The organism is Nocardia bovistercoris, from assembly GCF_015674855.1.
In the GTDB taxonomy this organism is placed as follows: Bacteria; Actinomycetota; Actinomycetes; order Mycobacteriales; family Mycobacteriaceae; genus Nocardia; species Nocardia bovistercoris.
Window position 1 is genome coordinate 28046 of record NZ_JADMLG010000007.1, and the last position, 16450, is coordinate 44495.

General features: G+C 67.6%; 19 protein-coding genes and 1 riboswitch. Of the genes, 11 read left to right on the forward strand and 8 right to left on the reverse strand.

Going from position 1 to position 16450, the window contains the following annotated elements; all coding sequences use genetic code 11:
- Positions 1–221 precede the first annotated feature (221 nt).
- Together IT779_RS17720 and IT779_RS17725 are read left to right on the forward strand one after the other, a co-directional pair.
- Positions 222–1022: a hypothetical protein gene (locus IT779_RS17720; RefSeq protein ID WP_196150455.1), complete on the forward strand. Its 801-nt coding sequence runs from the start codon at positions 222–224 to the stop codon at positions 1020–1022.
- A 163-nt stretch (positions 1023–1185) separates the two neighbouring features.
- Positions 1186–1464: a hypothetical protein gene (locus IT779_RS17725; RefSeq protein WP_196150456.1), complete on the forward strand. Its 279-nt coding sequence runs from the start codon at positions 1186–1188 to the stop codon at positions 1462–1464.
- Between the two features lie 8 nt (positions 1465–1472).
- On the opposite strand, the gene IT779_RS17730 is transcribed toward IT779_RS17725, so the two are convergent.
- Both IT779_RS17730 and IT779_RS17735 read right to left on the reverse strand, forming a co-directional pair.
- Positions 1473–2033, reverse strand: coding sequence for a methylated-DNA--[protein]-cysteine S-methyltransferase (locus IT779_RS17730; protein WP_196150457.1), 561 nt, complete (start codon positions 2031–2033; stop codon positions 1473–1475).
- 48 nt (positions 2034–2081) lie between these two features.
- Positions 2082–2357, reverse strand: a complete 276-nt coding sequence (locus IT779_RS17735) for a hypothetical protein (RefSeq protein ID WP_196150458.1) — start codon at positions 2355–2357, stop codon at positions 2082–2084.
- Positions 2358–2418: 61 nt separating this feature from the next.
- Here IT779_RS17735 and yczR point away from each other — a divergent pair, with 61 nt between their 5' ends.
- Together yczR and IT779_RS17745 are read left to right on the forward strand one after the other, a co-directional pair.
- A complete protein-coding gene (yczR, locus tag IT779_RS17740; RefSeq protein ID WP_196150459.1) occupies positions 2419–3921 on the forward strand; it encodes a MocR-like transcription factor YczR in 1503 nt (500 codons plus the stop codon).
- A gap of 131 nt (positions 3922–4052) precedes the next feature.
- Positions 4053–4757: an NUDIX hydrolase gene (locus IT779_RS17745; protein WP_196150460.1), complete on the forward strand. Its 705-nt coding sequence runs from the start codon at positions 4053–4055 to the stop codon at positions 4755–4757.
- A gap of 150 nt (positions 4758–4907) precedes the next feature.
- Here the strand turns inward: IT779_RS17745 and IT779_RS17750 are convergent, their stop codons facing one another.
- Positions 4908–6008: a CaiB/BaiF CoA transferase family protein gene (locus IT779_RS17750; protein ID WP_196150461.1), complete on the reverse strand. Its 1101-nt coding sequence runs from the start codon at positions 6006–6008 to the stop codon at positions 4908–4910.
- Between the two features lie 204 nt (positions 6009–6212).
- On the opposite strand from IT779_RS17750, the gene IT779_RS17755 reads away from it, so the two are divergent.
- The 3 genes from IT779_RS17755 to IT779_RS17765 all read left to right on the forward strand — a co-directional run bounded on the left by IT779_RS17755 (position 6213) and on the right by IT779_RS17765 (position 7972).
- A complete protein-coding gene (locus IT779_RS17755) occupies positions 6213–6863 on the forward strand; it encodes a hypothetical protein (protein WP_196150462.1) in 651 nt (216 codons plus the stop codon).
- Positions 6864–6881: 18 nt separating this feature from the next.
- A complete protein-coding gene (locus tag IT779_RS17760; RefSeq protein ID WP_232541871.1) occupies positions 6882–7355 on the forward strand; it encodes a hypothetical protein in 474 nt (157 codons plus the stop codon).
- Positions 7356–7489: 134 nt separating this feature from the next.
- A complete protein-coding gene (locus IT779_RS17765) occupies positions 7490–7972 on the forward strand; it encodes a DUF456 domain-containing protein (RefSeq protein ID WP_196150463.1) in 483 nt (160 codons plus the stop codon).
- 6 nt (positions 7973–7978) lie between these two features.
- Here the strand turns inward: IT779_RS17765 and IT779_RS17770 are convergent, their stop codons facing one another.
- Positions 7979–8830 carry an amidohydrolase family protein gene (locus tag IT779_RS17770; RefSeq protein WP_196150464.1) on the reverse strand — a complete coding sequence of 284 codons (852 nt, stop codon included), beginning with the start codon at positions 8828–8830 and terminating at the stop codon, positions 7979–7981.
- A 69-nt stretch (positions 8831–8899) separates the two neighbouring features.
- Positions 8900–10291, reverse strand: a complete 1392-nt coding sequence (locus IT779_RS17775) for an FAD-dependent oxidoreductase (protein WP_196150465.1) — start codon at positions 10289–10291, stop codon at positions 8900–8902.
- A gap of 362 nt (positions 10292–10653) precedes the next feature.
- Between IT779_RS17775 and IT779_RS17780 the strand changes: the two genes are divergently transcribed.
- The 3 genes from IT779_RS17780 to IT779_RS17790 all read left to right on the forward strand — a co-directional run bounded on the left by IT779_RS17780 (position 10654) and on the right by IT779_RS17790 (position 12893).
- A complete protein-coding gene (locus IT779_RS17780) occupies positions 10654–11100 on the forward strand; it encodes an Rv0361 family membrane protein (protein WP_196150466.1) in 447 nt (148 codons plus the stop codon).
- A gap of 34 nt (positions 11101–11134) precedes the next feature.
- Positions 11135–11250, forward strand: a riboswitch (SAM riboswitch).
- Positions 11251–11265: 15 nt separating this feature from the next.
- Positions 11266–11682 (forward strand): rhodanese-like domain-containing protein, encoded by a 417-nt coding sequence (locus tag IT779_RS17785; RefSeq protein WP_196150467.1) that lies wholly within the window; start codon positions 11266–11268, stop codon positions 11680–11682.
- The gene (locus tag IT779_RS17790; RefSeq protein WP_196150795.1) at positions 11679–12893 is read left to right on the forward strand and encodes an O-succinylhomoserine sulfhydrylase; all 1215 of its coding nucleotides are present in this window, start codon (positions 11679–11681) and stop codon (positions 12891–12893) included. The genes IT779_RS17785 and IT779_RS17790 overlap by 4 nt, the downstream gene beginning before the upstream one ends.
- A gap of 301 nt (positions 12894–13194) precedes the next feature.
- Here IT779_RS17790 and IT779_RS17795 read toward each other — a convergent pair whose 3' ends face one another.
- Positions 13195–13770 carry a hypothetical protein gene (locus IT779_RS17795; protein ID WP_232541872.1) on the reverse strand — a complete coding sequence of 192 codons (576 nt, stop codon included), beginning with the start codon at positions 13768–13770 and terminating at the stop codon, positions 13195–13197.
- A 209-nt stretch (positions 13771–13979) separates the two neighbouring features.
- Positions 13980–14990, reverse strand: coding sequence for a glucose-6-phosphate dehydrogenase (coenzyme-F420) (gene fgd / locus IT779_RS17800; RefSeq protein ID WP_196150468.1), 1011 nt, complete (start codon positions 14988–14990; stop codon positions 13980–13982).
- A 174-nt stretch (positions 14991–15164) separates the two neighbouring features.
- Between fgd and IT779_RS17805 the strand changes: the two genes are divergently transcribed.
- Positions 15165–15920, forward strand: a complete 756-nt coding sequence (locus tag IT779_RS17805; RefSeq protein ID WP_198428680.1) for an HAD-IIA family hydrolase — start codon at positions 15165–15167, stop codon at positions 15918–15920.
- A 63-nt stretch (positions 15921–15983) separates the two neighbouring features.
- Here the strand turns inward: IT779_RS17805 and IT779_RS17810 are convergent, their stop codons facing one another.
- Positions 15984–16433, reverse strand: coding sequence for a MarR family winged helix-turn-helix transcriptional regulator (locus IT779_RS17810; protein WP_332838853.1), 450 nt, complete (start codon positions 16431–16433; stop codon positions 15984–15986).
- Positions 16434–16450 lie beyond the last annotated feature (17 nt).

Here is a 16450-nt window from a genome sequence, read left to right on the forward strand (position 1 = left end):
TCGATACCGTGGTGAGCCGCGTAAATGACTTCGGCGTGCCCGCCGCGAACCGCCGGGGCCGATTGTGCTGTAACTTACTGTCCGGGAATAGGGTTGATCGCGGGTCGCGATGGGAAATCCTGGCCCGCAGTGTTCGCCTTTACGCAGTGGGAGTGTTTGCCGTGGCAGGTCGGCATCGACGGGTACAGAACTCGGGGGCTCGAACAGCGATGGTGGGCGCGGTGCCGATCGCACTAGCCGTGGTCTGCGCGGGAACCGCGAGCGCCGATCCAACGGCCGCGCCGACGAATCCGGGGCTGAGCCAGACCGAGCAGCCGGTGCAGCCCGCGTCGGTGCCGCAGGAGAAGCCGCGCCAGCCCGGTATCACCACCGAACCGGAGCGCCCGGTGGATACGCCGGTCGTCGCGCCCGAACAGGATCCCGGTCTGCAGTACGCCGAGCCGACGCCGCCGCGCCCGATGCAGGTGCCGCAGGGCGCCGCCGACGTGCCGCCCGACCTGCCGGTCCTCGAACCGGCTCCGCCGGTCGCGCCCCCGCACGAGCTGCGTCTGGCCGGTTTCACCGCGCCGATGCCGCAGGAGGTGCCCGCCGATCTGCTGGCCGGTGTCAATGACGGTTTCGCGCAGCTCGAATCCCAGGTCGCCGCGGCCACATCGATCGACCAGCACCGGGCGAACAACATCGCCACCGGCGCGCTGATCGGCGCGGCCGCGACCGGGATTCCGGGTGCGGTGGTCGGCGGTGTCGGCGGCGGATTGATCGGCGCGGGTATCGGATTCGGTGTGGGTGTGGCGGGCACGGCGGCGGGCGGCGCTATCGCGGCGGCCGCGGCAGGTGTGCCCACCGGCGGCGCGGGCGCGGTTCCCGCGGTCGGCGCGGCCCTGGTCGCGGCGTTGCCGGTCGCCGGGTTGGCCACGGTCGCCGGCGCGGGCATCGGTGCGGCGGTCGGCGCCGCGGCGATCGGTCTTCCGGCGGCCGCGGTGGGCGGCGTCGTCGGCGGCGCGGTGGGTTCGCTGGTCTGATTCGCTCGTGCGCGGAGCCGCCGGGTTCCGCGCACAGCTCGAACATCGCAGCAGGTCATCCCGTTCCGGGGCGATCGGCCGCCCCCACCTGCGTTTCCACCCGTTGAGTATCGCGCCGCGCCATCCGTCGGTACGGTCTGTGATGGTCGACGTGGAGGTGTGGATGACTGGGCGATTGGCGGTTGTCGGTGCATTGACGGTAGTCGCTGTCGGATTGCTGTCGGCCTGTTCCGAGGAGAAGGGCGCGCCGGTCCCGGTGACGACCGTCGTGATACCCAGCCCCTCCGCACCGTCCGGCGTCGACCGCAGCAGGCGTATCCAGCAGCGATTGCTCGAACTCGGATGTTCCACCAACAGCTGTATCCAGACTTACTTCGCCTGCATGGACGGCTATCTCACGGGCGACCCCTGCGAGTTCTACCGCCTGCATCCACCGGAGTGACCATCCGGTCAGAACAGCGTCGGCTCTCCGAATCCGGGTGTGCGCTCGATCTCGAGCAGTCGCAGTTTCGTGGTGATACCGCCGGGCGCGGAGAATCCGTGCAGCGCGTGATCGGCGGCGAGTACCCGATGGCACGGGATGATCAGCGGAATCGGGTTGCGGCCGAGCGCCTGCCCCACGGCCTGGGCCGCGCCAGGCGCGCCGATCCGGTCGGCGACCTGGCCGTAGCTGAGGGTGTGGCCGGGATCTATCGCGCGGGTGACCTCGTAGACGCGCCGGTGGAATTCCGGGAGGTCCTCGATGTCCACCGCGATCCCGCGCAGATCGTCCGATTCGCCCGCGAGGTGTCCTCGGATGCGGTCGACCGCTTCGGCGATCACCGAGGTGGGTTCGGCGGACTCGACGCCGATGTCGCCGTGCGCGCGGGTGATCCGCCGCCGGACCGCGTCGGGGCGCGGGTCGGGTAATTCGAACCGGAAGATGGTGTCCCCACTCCACGCGACCGCGCACCGGCCGATCGATGTGTCGAACAGTGCCGCGTACGCGGGCGGTCGAGTGGAGACACCCATGGGCACAGTGTGCACCTCCGGTCTGACAATTCTGGAATACCAGTCCAGTTACCCAAAACTGGCCTTTGCCGCCCCGATGTTCGATTCGGGCAGTGACGCCAACGGGTTCCGCAGCGTGCGCGCGGCGGGTTTCCCGGCGGACTCGGCGGGTTCGTAGCGGGCGTGCACCGCGCTCAGATCCGAGTATCTTCGCTGGTAGTCGTAGTCAGAATGATCCCTCGGGTGGATACGGTGTAGTCGAAAGTCCGTCTCGGAGCGCGGGGCGAAGCGTCGGATCGCGTAGGCGGAGGCGGCCAGTATCAGCAAGGCGAGCAGTGCGGTCATGATTCAAGAGTCCGCGAACTGGACTTGCGAAGAAATATCCAATCCTTGAATACTGGACTGTATGGCGACGAGAGTGATCGGTGCGAGCAGTCTGGCGAGGGATCTCGGCCTGTGGCGCAATACGGATACCGGCGACGGCGAACCCGGCAAGCGGTCCGCGCGCCCCGCCTATCTCGCGCTCGCCGAGGGCATCCGCCTGCTCATTCACGACGGCAGGGCGCCGCTCGGCGTCGCGCTGCCGAGCGAACGCGACCTCGCGACCACCCTCGGCGTGAGCCGCACCACCATCACCTCCACATACGCGCTGCTGCGCGAACACGGCTACCTGATCAGCAGACAGGGTTCGCGCAGCACCGTCGCGCTGCCGCCCGCCCTACCCAACGACGGCACCAGACCCGCGCGCAGCATCGTGGCCATGATGGCCAAACCGGAGATCACCACCATCGACATGACCTACGCCGCGATGGCCGCGCCGCCGGAGATGCAGGAAGCGTATTCCGCTGCGCTGGAAGGGCTTCCGGCCTACCTCGGCACCCACGGCATGGACCCGGTCGGCGTGCTCGCGCTGCGCGAGGCGCTGGCCCGCCGCTACACCGAACGCGGTCTGCCCACCGAACCCGACCAGATCCTGGTCACCCTCGGCGCGCAACACGGCCTGCGCCTGCTGCTCAACGTGCTCACCGCGCCGTCGGCCCGCGTCCTCATCGACCACCCAACCTACCCCAACGGCATCGAGGCGATCCGCGACGTCGGCGCGCGCCCCGTTCCCGTTCCGCTGCGCCCCGAGAACCCCGAAAAGGGCTGGGACCTGGACGGATTACGCAGCGCCGCCCGCCAAACCGCCGCAACCCTTGCCTATCTCGTGCCCGACTACAACAATCCGACGGGCCTGCTCATGGACGCCGAAGGCCGCGCCGAACTCGCCGCCATCGCCAGGGAAACGAGGATGACGGTGGTAGTCGACGAATCCATGGTCGACCTCCGCCTCGACGGCACGCCGCCGCCTCCACCCGTCGCCGCCTTCGCCAAAGGCTCCGAAATCGTCACCATCGGTTCGGCGTCCAAATCCTTCTGGGGCGGCCTGCGCGTCGGCTGGATCCGCACCAACCAGGCGCTGATCACCAAACTGCTCGGCATCCGCTCCACGGTCGACCTCGGCACCCCCGTCATGGACCAGTTGGCCACCGTGTACCTGCTCGGCGACGCCGAAGCCATCCTCGACCGCCGCCGCGACCAGTTGCGCTCCCAACGCGCCGCCCTGCTCGACGCGCTCGCGGAGGACCTGCCGGACTGGCGTGTCATCGACGGCCGCGGCGGCATGTCGCTGTGGGCCCAACTCCCCGCCCCGGTCTCGACCGCCCTCGCCGCCACCGCGCCCAACCACGGCGTGCTGCTCGCGGCAGGCCCGCGCTTCGGCGTGCAGGGCGCATACGAACGCTTTCTCCGCCTGCCCTACACCCACTCCGAACCCGAACTCCGCCTCGCCGCCAAAGGCATCGCCGCCGCCTACCAAGCTCTCACCCCGCGTGCCTCCGACCCGCTACAACCATTGACCTGCTACTGACGGGTCCGCGTGGGAGCGCGGTCGTGAAGGGCCGAAACGACCCCGACCGATCGGCGGCGGTGAGCACCGGGCACCGCTCTGTTCACCCGTCCGTCGTCCAGCGGGGTTTCCGTATCGTGCACTATCGAAGGATGGTTGTGCTGTCCGGATCCGGCTTACCGGCCGATGTCGAAGAGTTCCGCGCGTCGGCCACGGCGCGGTTGGGCGCGTTCCCACACCTGGAGGTGCCCGACGACCCGGGCATCCGCCGCGCCGCCGTACTGCTGTGCGTGGCGGCGAGCCCGGACGGACGCCCCGCCGTGATCGTCATCCGCCGCGCGTACCGCGGCCGCAACGCGGGCCAGTGGGGCCTGCCCGGCGGACGCCTCGACCCCGGCGAAACCCCGAGTCGAGCCGCGATTCGCGAACTCCACGAAGAACTCGCACTGACGGCCGCCCCCACCGACATCATCGGCCGCCTCGACGATTTTCCCGCCGCATCGGGCTTCGTCATATCCCCCTTCGTCGCCGCTCTCGCCGACATCAAGACACTGACCCCGAGCCCCGACGAGGTCCACTCGGTGCACTTCATCGACCTGGAACGCCTCGCCGCCGAGGACGTACCCCACTGGGTGCACCCGGAGCACGCCGTCCGCCAAGACGACCTCCCCGCCGAAACCCCACCTCCCATCGCACCGGGCCACGGCCTACTCCAGATGCGCTTCGCCCCGGACATGACCATCCACGCCCCCACCGGCGCGATGCTGTGGCAGTTCCGTGAAGTCCTCCTACTCGGCCGCGACCCAGCCGAGGCCCGAATAGCCGATTTCGCCCAGCCCGACTGGACCAGACACTGACGCACGCCTAGTCCGCCGGCAGCCCGCGCGCCTGTATGTAAGCCCGTATGAACCCGGTGTAGGTGAGTCTCGATTCGCCCGGATGGCAGTCCGCCTGGAATCCGGCGTGAGTTGTGGGTAGCCCGCCGGGATCCGGCGGGCACTCGCGTCTCAGTCTGCCCAGACCGCGTCGAACGGGGTCGCCTCGGTGGGCGGCGGGGTCGGGATAGTGGTGGGGGTGCGGGAGAAGCGGGGGGCGGGGGCGTGTTGCACGATGCCGCCGATGTCGACCAGACCGGTGCGCGCCACGATGTGCGGGTTCTGTTCGGCTTCGGTGAAGGTCAGTACCGGGGTGGTGCAGGCGTCGGTGCCGTCGAAGATCGCGGCCCATTCGTCGCGGGTCTTGGATTTGAACTTCTCGCTGAACAGTTTCTTCAGTTCGTCCTGACCGGCGGGGTCGAGTTGGTGTGGCAGACCTTCCTGGTCGATTTCGAGGCCGCGCAGCAGTTCGGCGTAGAACTGCGGTTCGATGGCGCCGACGGCCATGTATTTGCCGTCGGAGGTCTCGTAGGTGTCGTAGAAGGACATGCCGGTGTCGAGCAGGTTGGTGCCGCGTTCGTCCGTCCACAGGCCGACGCCGCGCATGCCCCAGATCATGTGCGACAGGGCGAGCGCACCGTCGACCATGGCCGCGTCGATCACCTGCCCCTTGCCCGAGCGCTGCCGTTCCACCAGTGCCGCGAGCACGCCGAACACCAGGAACATGGAGCCGCCGCCGAAGTCGCCGACCATGTTGAGCGGCGGGACCGGGCGTTCACCCTTGCGGCCGATGGCGTTGAGCACACCGGTGAGGGAGATGTAGTTGATGTCGTGACCGGCGCGTTCGGCGAGCGGACCGGACTGCCCCCACCCGGTCATCCGCGCGTACACGAGTTTCGGGTTGCGGGCCAGGGCCTCGTCGGGGCCGAGACCCATGCGTTCGGTGACGCCGGGGCGGAATCCTTCGATGAGGACGTCGGCCTTCTCGATGAGGCCGAGCACCCGCTCGACATCGGCCGGGTCCTTGAGGTTGGCTTCGACGATGGTCCGCCCGCGCCACTGCGCCCGGTCCATGTGGCCGGGCAGCATGTTCGGCCGCTGCACCCGCACCACGTCGGCGCCGAGGTCGGCCAGCAGCAGTGCCGAGTGCGGGCCGGGGCCGATGCCCGCCAGCTCGACGACCCGGATGCCCGCGAGCGGGCCCTGCGCGGTGGGGGTGGATGGTGTGCTCACGCCGTACCTCGGTTCGTGTCGATCTGCGCACCGGTCGAGCCGGCGCCCCTGGGGAGTCGGGGTAATTGACAGTATGACAATAACGCTCCGCCGACTCCACCATCTGTGACCGCACGGGTCACGACACTCCTCGCAGGTTCCGTTCCGATAGGCAGCTATCGCCTAGCATCTTCGGCGTTCACCGCGGAGGAAAGCAGGTCGAGCATGGCGCATCTCGAGCCGAGAAGGCTCCGCCCCCTGTCCACCCCGCGCGCCGCCGCCGTCGCGGGCATCGTCTTCGCCGTCCTGTTCACCGTGAGCATCGTGCTCCTGCGCACCACGCTGCCCGGCGACCCGTTCAGCGAAGCCGCATGGGCGGGCCCGCGCGGCGTCCGCATCAAGATCGCGCTGATCGTCTCCCCGCTCGCGGGCATCGCCTTCCTCTGGTTCCTCGGTGTGATCCGCGACCGCCTCGGCGACTACGAGGACCGCTTCTTCTCCACTGTGATGCTCGGCAGCGGATTGCTTTTCCTCGCAATGGTTTTCGTGTCGATGGCCATCGCGGGCGGCATCCTTGCCACCGCCCGTCACGTCGCGACGCCCGACGACGATCTCGTGTATTTCGGTCGCGAAGTCATGCTCCAGATCAACGGCGTCTACGCCGTCCGCATGGCGGGCGTCTTCATGATCTCCCTCGGCACCATCTGGCTCCGCACCGCCCTCATGCCCCGCCTCCTCGTCATCACCACCTACACCCTCGCCCTCTTCCTCCTCCTGGTGGTAAGCCTCAGCGTCTGGGTAGCCCTCGTCTTCCCCGCCTGGGTCCTCCTCATAAGCCTCTACATCCTCACCAACCCGCTGGCACATCAGAACTAGTTCTGATGTAATGGATTCATGGGCGAGACGGCGACGACCACATTCTCCGAGTTCCTGAGACATCCCAACGAGGTCCTCGCTGAACTGGAGGGGGGAGGAGAGGTGGTTCTGACCCGACGCAGCGCGCCATCGCTCCGTCTGACCCAGGAAGCCGAGAGCAGGGACGAACTGACGACCCTCGGCTTCGTAGGACATCTTTTCGCCGCCAGCCTCGACGAGGTCGCGTTGGAACGGATCGCGACCAGGCTCACCGTACTGCTGCCCTGGATCGCGTTGCTTCCGAAGCACACCCACGCCGAATTCATCGCCGAGTTCCAGGCCACGGCTCGCGCATGTATTGCTGTGGCCAGATTCGACCGCCTGAGAATTCTGCTCGAGGCATGGAAAGCCACTGCCGAGGCATACGCAGATCCGCGATTGTCGCCCGATGGCGAAGATCTCGAATATCTCGAAGTCCTGGAGCCGGTCGCCGATCCGAGTCTCGACGCATGAGCAAGCGGGGGGAGGCGGTCGACAGGCCGATCAAACGCACTGGTGAACTTGTGTTGCGCACGCGGTGCGCGGGGGCTCGGGATGGGCGAGAATCCTGGCAGCGTGACTGGGCGCGGTGAGTGGAGGGATCAGCGGTGAGTGGTTGGGGCGAGGTTGTCGTCGGGCTGGTGATTCTGGTCGGGTTGGTGGGGATCATCGTGCCGGTGCTGCCGGGGGTGATCCTGATCTTCGGGGCGATCGCGGTGTGGGCGTTCATGACGGGCGGTGCGGGCGCGTGGGCGGTGTTCGGGGTGGCTACCGCGTTCCTGGTGATCTCGGGGGTGGTGAAGTACACGTGGCCGGGTCGGCGGATGAAGGAAGCGGGGGTGTCGAATCGGGCGCTGGTGATCGGCGCGCTGCTCGGCATCGTCGGGTTCTTCGTGGTCCCTGTTGTCGGCCTGCTGATCGGATTCGTTCTCGGCGTCTATCTTTCGGAGTTGCAGCGGTTGGGCAACAACGAGTTGGCTTGGCCCGCTACGAAACACGCGCTCAAGGGCGTCGGTCTGTCGATGCTCGTCGAACTGTTCGGCGGGCTGCTCGCTACCGGTGTTTGGGTCGCGGGCGCGATCGCCGTATAGACCGTCTCACCGCTCGATGATCGGCAGCGGGATGGTGTCATCGGGTGGGAGGGTGGGGAGTTGGTCGCGGCGCAGCGGCAGGGTGGGGCTTTCGTCGCGGTGGGCGGGGCGCGCGGCGGTGGTGCTCGGTAGGCGGTAGAAGGCGCGGGCGTTGTCCTCGAGCACCGCGAACATGTCGACGCCGACCACGTCGCAGATCAGGTCCACGTCGGAGTCGCGGAAGGGGCGACCCGCGCGGGTGCCGGGTAGGTCGGTGCCGAACATGAGCGCTTCGGGGTTGACGGCGTGGATGCGGCGCAGCGTGTTGGCGACGTTCATGCTCACGCGGCCGAAACCCGTTGCCTTGACCCGCGCCCCGCGGTCGACGAGGTCGAGCAGATAGGGCAGTCCTTCGTCGGACATGCCGAGGTGGTCGATGGCGAACGACGGCAGTTTGGAGATGACGGGCTGCAGCGAGGTGAGCATCTTGCCGTCGATGTAGACCTCGACGTGCCAACCGACGAGTTCGTGAGCGCGCAACGCCTGCAACGTCATCGCGGTGATGTCGGCGGCGGCGCGTTTGACGTTGAACCGCAGCGCGCGCACGCCGACGCGGTCGAGTTCGACGATCTCCTCGTCGGAGGCTTCCAGGTCGAGCGCGGTCACCCCGACCCAGCCGGGGCCGAGTTCGGCCAGCGCCGCCTTCAGATAGCTCTGATCGGTGCCCTGGAACGATCCGCTGACTACGGCGCCACCTTGGATATCGAAGCGCGACATGCGCTTTCGATAGTCCGCGATGGTGAAGGGCGCGGGCAGGTAGCCGTCGTTCTCGGCCAGCGGGAAACGCGGATCGAAGATGTGGACATGGGCATCGAACACTTGTACAGAATGCCTCAGCGGAGAAGTTTCCGCTGCCGTGTCGTCACGTCCGCACGGCAGCGGCGCGGATCAGACCTTGTGCGGTTCGCTGGCGCGCAGCATGTCCTCGCGTTCGACGACCTTGACCCGTTCGCGTCCCTCGGGTTCGCCGAGCGCGCGTTCGTGGGCGTCGAGGCGGTACCAGCCCTGCCAGGTGGTGAACGGGATGCCTTTGCCCTCGAGGAACTCGATCACGGCCTCGGGTTCGGGCGCGGGCGCGGGCACGAAGTGCGGGGCGTCGTCGAGCAGGCACGCCACTGTCTCGTTGGCGTCGCCCTTGGTGTGGCCGATGAGGCCGACGGGGCCGCGTTTGATCCAACCGGTGACGTAGGTGCCCGGCACGTAGCGCGCTGGTCCGTCGGCGTTCTCGTCGGCCAGTACGCGGCCCGCTTCGTTGGGGACGGTGCCCGCCTGGTCGTCGAAGGGCAGGGCGGTGATGTTCTGCGACAGGTAGCCGACCGCGCGGTACACGGCCTGGATGTCCCAGTCCTTGATGACGCCGGTGCCTTTGACGTTGCCGGTGCCGTCGAGCTGAGTGCGTTCGGTGCGCAACCCGACGACCTTGCCGTCGGCGTCGCCCACGATCTCCGCCGGTGATTCGAAGAAGTGCAGGAACAGTTTGTGCGGTCGGTCACCGTGGTCGCGGATGGCCCACTGCTCGAGGGTGTTGGCGACCATGTCGACCTGCTTGGAGTGCCGTCGTGCGGCCTCGGAACCCTCGTCGTAGTCGATGTCCTCGGGCGCGACGATGACCTCGATGGTCGGCGAGTGGTCGAGCTCGCGCAGCTCCAGCGGCGTGAACTTGGCCTGAGCCGGTCCGCGGCGGCCGAAGACGTGCACCTCCAGCGCCTTGTTGGCCTTGAGGCCCTCGTAGACGTTCGGCGGGATCTCGGTGGGCAGCAGCTCGTCACCGGTCTTGGCCAGCACCCGCGCCACGTCGAGGGCGACATTGCCGACACCGAGGACCGCGACCTTCCGCGCGTCCAGCGGCCAGGTGCGCGGCACGTCGGGGTGCCCGTCGTACCAGGACACGAAGTCCGCGGCGCCGTAGGAACCGTCCAGTTCGATGCCGGGGATGTCGAGGGCGCGGTCGGCGTTGGCGCCGGTGGAGAAGATGACCGCGTCGTAGAAGCGGCGTAGGTCGTCGAGGGTGATGTCGACGCCGTAGTCGATATTGCCGAGCAGCCGCACCTGTTCCTTGTCCAGGACCTTGTGCAGGGCGGTGATGATGCCCTTGATGCGCGGGTGGTCGGGGGCAACGCCGTAGCGGATCAACCCGAACGGCGCGGGCATGCGCTCGTACAGGTCGATGCTCACCTCGGCGTCGGACTTCATCAACGCGTCGGCGGCGTAGATACCGGCCGGGCCCGCGCCAACGATCGCAATACGAAGCGGACGTGTCGCTGCTGCATGTTCGGTCATCTGTTTACGCGCACCTTTTGGTCGAAATTAATGGCGTTCTTCTTAGCTTAGGCTAAGTTCACGCGTCGTTTGGGCGGCACCCTTCGGGATGCTGCCGGCTCGTCGCTGCACGGCCACCAGCTCGCCGCGCCCCGAGCTGTCTTCTCGCTATGACAGCAGGCCGCGGTCTCGCGATTCTATCGGTGACCCGGCGAACGGCCCGTGGGGGTCTCGTGAACTGGGGGTGTGCTCCGGCGTCGCGACCCGTTCGTCCGGCCATACCTCCAGGCTACCGACCGACCGTCCGGTCCTGAGCGGCATCCCGCCGCGGCGGGTGCGGGGGTGGGCGTCGGTTATCCGCGCCGACCAGGGATCATCGGTGTATGACCGAGAAGCCGACCGCGCCGGAAGACGACGAGCCGATCGTGGTCGACCAGACCGACAAGCGCACCGTTCTACCGTTCGTGGCGGCGGCGGTGTTCGCGGCGATCGTGCTGGTCGCGGTGGTCATCGGCGGGGTGCTTTCGCCCGCTGAGAAAAATGTCACAGAGGCGGATCGGATCGCGGGCGCGGCGCAGAATTACGCCAGTGCGCGCAACGCGAGCGACCGCAGACCCCCGCCGGGGGTCGCCTGCGACGGATTCGACGAGGGCAGATCCCCGTTGGCCGCGCAGTTCGCGGGCGACACGGCGACCATCCCGAAGGTCGCGGACCAGACCGTGAACGGTGATCGGGCGAAGGCCGCGGTCACGGTGCGGGTCGGGGATCGGGAGACCACCGAGACCTGGGATTTCACCCGCGCGGGCGACAAATGGCTGGTATGTGATTGACACCGTGACCGTTGTCCGGGCAATCTCATGCGTAGGTCATGAGAACCAGCGCCAAGCCCCGGCTCGCTGGTCGGCAACCCTCCTCCGCGGTGGGGTGCTCCGGGTGACGACCTGGCCTCGCACCGAAACCTGGTGCGGCAAGTGCGGATTCACAGGAGGTACGACATGAGTTATGCCGGTGACATCACCCCGTCCCAGGCGTGGGAGATATTGCGCGACAACGAGAACGCCGTCCTGGTCGACGTGCGCACCGAAGCGGAGTGGCGTTTCGTCGGCGTGCCCGACACCAGCGGCATCGATCGTCCCACCCACCTGATCGAATGGGTGGACAGCAACGGTGCGCGCAACCCCCGGTTCGCCGACCAGCTCGGCAAGGCGCTCGAGGGCCGAGGCGCCGACGCCCCCGTGGTGTTCCTGTGTCGCTCCGGTCAGCGCTCGGCCAACGCGGCCACGATCGCGACCCAACTCGGCATCGCACCCTCCTACAACGTGGTGCAGGGCTTCGAAGGCGGACTCGACGCCACCGGCCACCGCGGCGGCGAAGGCTGGCGCGCCGACGGACTGCCGTGGCGGCAGTCGTGATCACCGGCGGAGCCTTCGACAAGCCACTGCCCGGGAACGTCGGCCCGGCCACCCTCGGCGTGCGCGGCGGATTGCGTCGTTCCGGATTCGAGGAAACCTCCGAGGCGCTGTATCTGACCTCGGGATTCGTCTACGAGAGCGCCGAAGCCGCCGAGGCCGCGTTCACCGGTGACGTCGAGCATTTCGTCTACTCCCGCTACGGCAATCCAACGGTCGCCATGTTCGAGGAGCGGATGCGACTGCTCGACGGCGCCGAGGCGTGCTTCGCCACCGCGAGCGGCATGTCGGCGGTGTTCACCGCCCTCGGCGCGCTGCTGAAGGCGGGCGATCGGCTGGTGGCCGCGCGCAGCCTGTTCGGGTCCTGTTTCGTGGTGTGCAACGAGATCCTGCCGCGCTGGGGCGTGGAGACGGTGTTCGTCGACGGCGAGGACCTCGACCAGTGGGAACAGGCGCTGTCCGAGCCGACGGCCGCGGTGTTCTTCGAGACCCCGGCCAACCCCATGCAGACCTTGGTCGACGTGCGGCGAGTCACCGAACTCGCGCACGCCGCGGGCGCGAAAGTGGTGCTGGACAACGTCTTCGCCACACCGCTGCTGCAACGCGGATTCGATCTCGGCGCGGACGTGCTCGTCTATTCCGGCACCAAACACATCGACGGCCAGGGCCGTGTGCTCGGCGGCGCGATCCTCGGCGCGCGCGACTACATCGAGGGCCCGGTGAAACACCTGATGCGCCACACGGGTCCGGCGCTGAGCCCGTTCAACGCGTGGACGTTGTTGAAGGGCTTGGAAACGATGCCGCTGCGGGTTCGGCATTCCACCGAATCGGCCTTGCGGATCGCGCGCTTCCTCGAGGACAGCTCCGCGGTCAGCTGGGTGCGCTACCCGTACCTGGAATCGCATCCGCAGTACAGCCTCGCGACCTCGCAGATGAGCGCGGGCGGCACCGTGGTCACCTTCGAACTCGACGCCCCCGAGGAAGAGGGGAAGAAGCGAGCGTTCGAGGTGCTCAACCGATTGCGGATCGTCGACATCTCCAACAACCTCGGCGACTCGAAAACCCTCATCACCCATCCCGCCACCACCACCCACCGTGCCATGGGACCGGAAGGCCGCGCCACCATCGGACTCTCCGACGGGGTCGTGCGGATCTCGGTGGGACTCGAAGATGTCGAGGACCTGCTCGGCGATCTGGAACACGCCCTGCGCTGAGACAGATTCGCGCCCAACCGGACATGTTCGCGCTCGGATGAGAACCGCGCTGAGCGCGTCGCCCTCGGCCTGCGCGTACTGACGTGGGCGGGGCTGGTCGGCCGGTCCCGATGGCGCGGTTGCAGGCCGGACATTGGTCGGTTCGGTCGAGCGGGCATACATCACATGGGAACCGTGTTAAGGTTGTCGAGAGCAATGAGCCGGCGTTCCCGACTTCGGTTGCGATAGTTGGTCAGGCCCTCGGTGTAGCTACGGCAGCCGGGGGCTGCTTTGTGTCGGGGGATCGGTGTTCGGGAACCTGTCAGTCGATCGGCTTCGCGAAGTGGACCCGGTGTTCGACCGCATCGAACAGGGTCTTCGTGTCGTCGTTGTGGGTGATACTGCGCCGGTAGGCCGAGGAAACGAGGTCCGGCAGCCACAGCAGACGTTCCACCCCCGGTGAGGTCTGCAACAGCCGAGTCGGCTGTGGGATCCGCGTCTCCGAGATCAGCTGCGTGTGGTTGAGCTTGTTCTTGGCGCGGAAGTTGTTCTGATTGCGTTCCTCGAGCAGGAACAGGTCCACGGGACTCCAGGCTCCCACGCGGCCTGCGGCGAGTTCGACAGCCAGGCTCCGATAGCAGGCGCGGCGTGCGACCTCACCGTCGTGGTCGTCGTGCTCGACAGGGACCTGGAAGGCGATAATGCAGGTCTCGGAGCCTTCACCGAGGAATTTCAGCATCTCGCGGGTTTTCGCGCGGCCGCTGTCATCGAGTAGGGCCTGAGTTGTGTGCCACCAGTTGCTGCCGGCGATATCGCGCAAACCCTCTCGTAGTTCGGCCATCTGGTCGAACTCGACGATCACCGCGGTGAAGATGTAGAACGTTTCGGCGGGTGCCACCAGGGGTCCGGCACCTGGTACGACTCGTCCAGATACGCCATCGGTCCACGGCTACGTCGGTATGCCTCCTCGAGAATGCGGGTTCGCACGTCGTTCATCACCCGGCAATCGTATTCGGCTGGACCGGAGTCGGTTTCGTGTTGATTCGAGTTGGCGCCGACACGGAAAGGACCCCATCCGAGTGGATGGGGTCCTCGCGGGGGTGTGGTTCAGGTCAGCGCGCGCAGGCGGGGAGCCAGATCGCGTTGGAAGAGGTCGAGGAAGCGGCGCTGGTCGTGGCCGGGGGCGTGGAATACCAGGTGGTTCAGTCCGGCGTCCAGGTACGGCTTGATCTGGCCGACCGCGTCGTCGGGATCGCTGGCCACGATCCAGCGCTTGGCGATCTGCTCGATCGGCAGCGCGTCGGCGGCGGCTTCCATCTCGATCGGGTCGGTGATGCTGTGCTTCTGTTCCGCGGTGAGCGACAGCGGCGCCCAGAATCGCGTGTTCTCCAGCGCCAGTTCGGGATCGGTGTCGTAGGAGATCTTGATCTCGATCATTCGGTCGATGTCGGAGACCTGCCGGTTCGCCTTTTCCGCGCCTTCGGCGACCGCGGGCATCAACTTCTCGGTGTAGAGGTCCATGCCCTTGCCCGAGGTGCAGATGAATCCGTCGCCCGCGCGACCGGCGTAGCGCGCGACCAGCGGACCGCCCGCCGCGACGTAGATCGGGACACCGCCCTTGGGCACGTCGTAGATGGACGCGCCGACCGTCTTGTAGAACTGGCCGTCGAAATCGGTGCGCTCACCGGTCCACAGCGCGCGCATCAGGTCGACGGATTCGCGCAGCCTGCCGAAACGTTCCTTGAATTCCGGCCATTCGCCGGTGTAGCCGGTGGCGATCTCGTTGAGCGCCTCGCCGGTGCCGACACCGAGCATCACCCGGTCGGGGTAGAGGCAGGCCATGGTGGCGAAGGCCTGCGCGATCACCGCCGGGTTGTAGCGGAAGGTCGGGGTGAGCACCGAGGTGCCAAGTTGGATGCGCTCGGTGCGTTCGCCTACGGCCGCCATCCAGGACAGCGAGAACGGCGCGTGGCCGCCCTTGTGCCGCCACGGCTGGAAATGGTCGCTGACCGTCGCGCTGTCGAGTCCGTGTTCCTCGGCGAGCACCGCGATTTCCACCAGTTCACGCGGCCCGAATTGTTCTGCCGACGCCTTGTATCCGAGTTTGAGACCACTCATGTGTGCGCCACTCCTGTCGCTCGCTGACGGCCGCGGCCGTGCCGTAACCGTCTTCGACCATAGCCGGCGGATGTGACGCTCCCGTTCACCGGCCCGCCACGCCGTGTCGACCGGGTGGCCGATAATCGACCGGTGACCCCTGACGACGAGCCGATCCTGTCCTACCTCACCGATATGGACGGCGTCCTCGTGCACGAGAACCATCTCGTGCCCGGCGCGGACGATTTCCTCGCCGAACTGCGCGCGAAAGACATCCCTTTCCTGGTCCTCACCAACAACTCCATCCGCACCCCGCGCGACCTCCAGGCCCGACTGCGGCACACCGGACTCGACATCCCCGAATCCGCGATCTGGACCTCCGCGCTGGCCACCGCGACCTTCCTCGACGAGCAACGCCCCGGCGGCACCGCGTACGTGGTCGGCGAGTCCGGGCTCACCACGGCACTGCACGAGATCGGCTACGTCCTCACCGACAGCGATCCCGACTACGTGGTGCTCGGCGAGACCAGGACCTATTCGTTCGAAGCGATCACCACCGCCATCCGCCTGGTCGACCGCGGCGCCAGATTCATCGCCACCAACCCCGACGCCACCGGCCCTTCGCGCGAAGGCGTCCTACCGGCCACCGGTTCCGTCGCCGCCCTCATCACCCGCGCCACCGGCCGCGACCCGTACTACGTCGGCAAACCGAACCCGCTGATGATGCGTTCGGCACTGCGCCGCATCGGCGCGCATTCACAGTCCACCGTCATGATCGGCGACCGCATGGACACCGACGTGGTCGCGGGCCTGGAAGCGGGTATGCGCACGATCCTGGTGACCAGCGGCATCTCCACCCGCGAGTCGGTGGAGCAATACCCCTACCGCCCGACAACGGTCCTCGATTCCGTCGCCGACCTGGTTGGCAAGACCTCCCGACCATTCGGCTGATCGCCGCCGGGCCATCGATCCTTCTGTTCGGCGGCTCGTGTAAAGCCGCGGACAGGAGGTTCGTCAGCCCTCGGTGAGGGCGTCCAGGGCGGCGGACAGGCGGGTCAGCACTTCGACGGTGTCGGCGAGTTCGTCCGCGCCGAGTTCGGCGGCGAGGCGGTTCGCGAACTCCGCGTGCGGCGGGTCGATCCGGTCGATCGCCGCGCGGCCCGCCTTGGTCACCGCGACCAGTTTGGCTCGGCGGTGCGCGGGATTCGGGCGGTATTCCGCGAGCCCTTTGTCGACCAGCAGGTCCGCGATTCGCTGCACGCTCTGTCGGGTGATCCCCATCTCCCTGGCGATTCCGGCGACCGGGAGCGGTTCGTGGAGGACGGCGCCGAGCACCTGCCACCACGCGGCGGTCAAGCCCGCGGGTGCGGCGAGATCTTCGGCTATCGCGAGGAACTGGCCGTTCAAGCGGAACGAGGTGATGGCCGCGGTGCTGAACAGCGCTTGGATGTTCTCCTCAGGCACCGCGCGCTCCGATTGTC

Excerpts from the sequence above, each read along its gene's own strand:
- IT779_RS17725 (WP_196150456.1), top strand. The coding sequence starts at position 1,186 with ATGACTGGGCGATTGGCGGTTGTCGGTGCATTGACGGTAGTCGCTGTC.
- IT779_RS17730 (WP_196150457.1), bottom strand. The coding sequence starts at position 2,033 with ATGGGTGTCTCCACTCGACCGCCCGCGTACGCGGCACTGTTCGACACA.
- IT779_RS17735 (WP_196150458.1), bottom strand. The coding sequence starts at position 2,357 with ATGACCGCACTGCTCGCCTTGCTGATACTGGCCGCCTCCGCCTACGCG.
- yczR (WP_196150459.1), top strand. The coding sequence starts at position 2,419 with ATGGCGACGAGAGTGATCGGTGCGAGCAGTCTGGCGAGGGATCTCGGC.
- IT779_RS17745 (WP_196150460.1), top strand. The coding sequence starts at position 4,053 with ATGGTTGTGCTGTCCGGATCCGGCTTACCGGCCGATGTCGAAGAGTTC.
- IT779_RS17755 (WP_196150462.1), top strand. The coding sequence starts at position 6,213 with ATGGCGCATCTCGAGCCGAGAAGGCTCCGCCCCCTGTCCACCCCGCGC.
- IT779_RS17760 (WP_232541871.1), top strand. The coding sequence starts at position 6,882 with ATGGGCGAGACGGCGACGACCACATTCTCCGAGTTCCTGAGACATCCC.
- IT779_RS17775 (WP_196150465.1), bottom strand. The coding sequence starts at position 10,291 with ATGACCGAACATGCAGCAGCGACACGTCCGCTTCGTATTGCGATCGTT.
- IT779_RS17780 (WP_196150466.1), top strand. The coding sequence starts at position 10,654 with ATGACCGAGAAGCCGACCGCGCCGGAAGACGACGAGCCGATCGTGGTC.
- IT779_RS17785 (WP_196150467.1), top strand. The coding sequence starts at position 11,266 with ATGAGTTATGCCGGTGACATCACCCCGTCCCAGGCGTGGGAGATATTG.
- fgd (WP_196150468.1), bottom strand. The coding sequence starts at position 14,990 with ATGAGTGGTCTCAAACTCGGATACAAGGCGTCGGCAGAACAATTCGGG.
- IT779_RS17805 (WP_198428680.1), top strand. The coding sequence starts at position 15,165 with ATGGACGGCGTCCTCGTGCACGAGAACCATCTCGTGCCCGGCGCGGAC.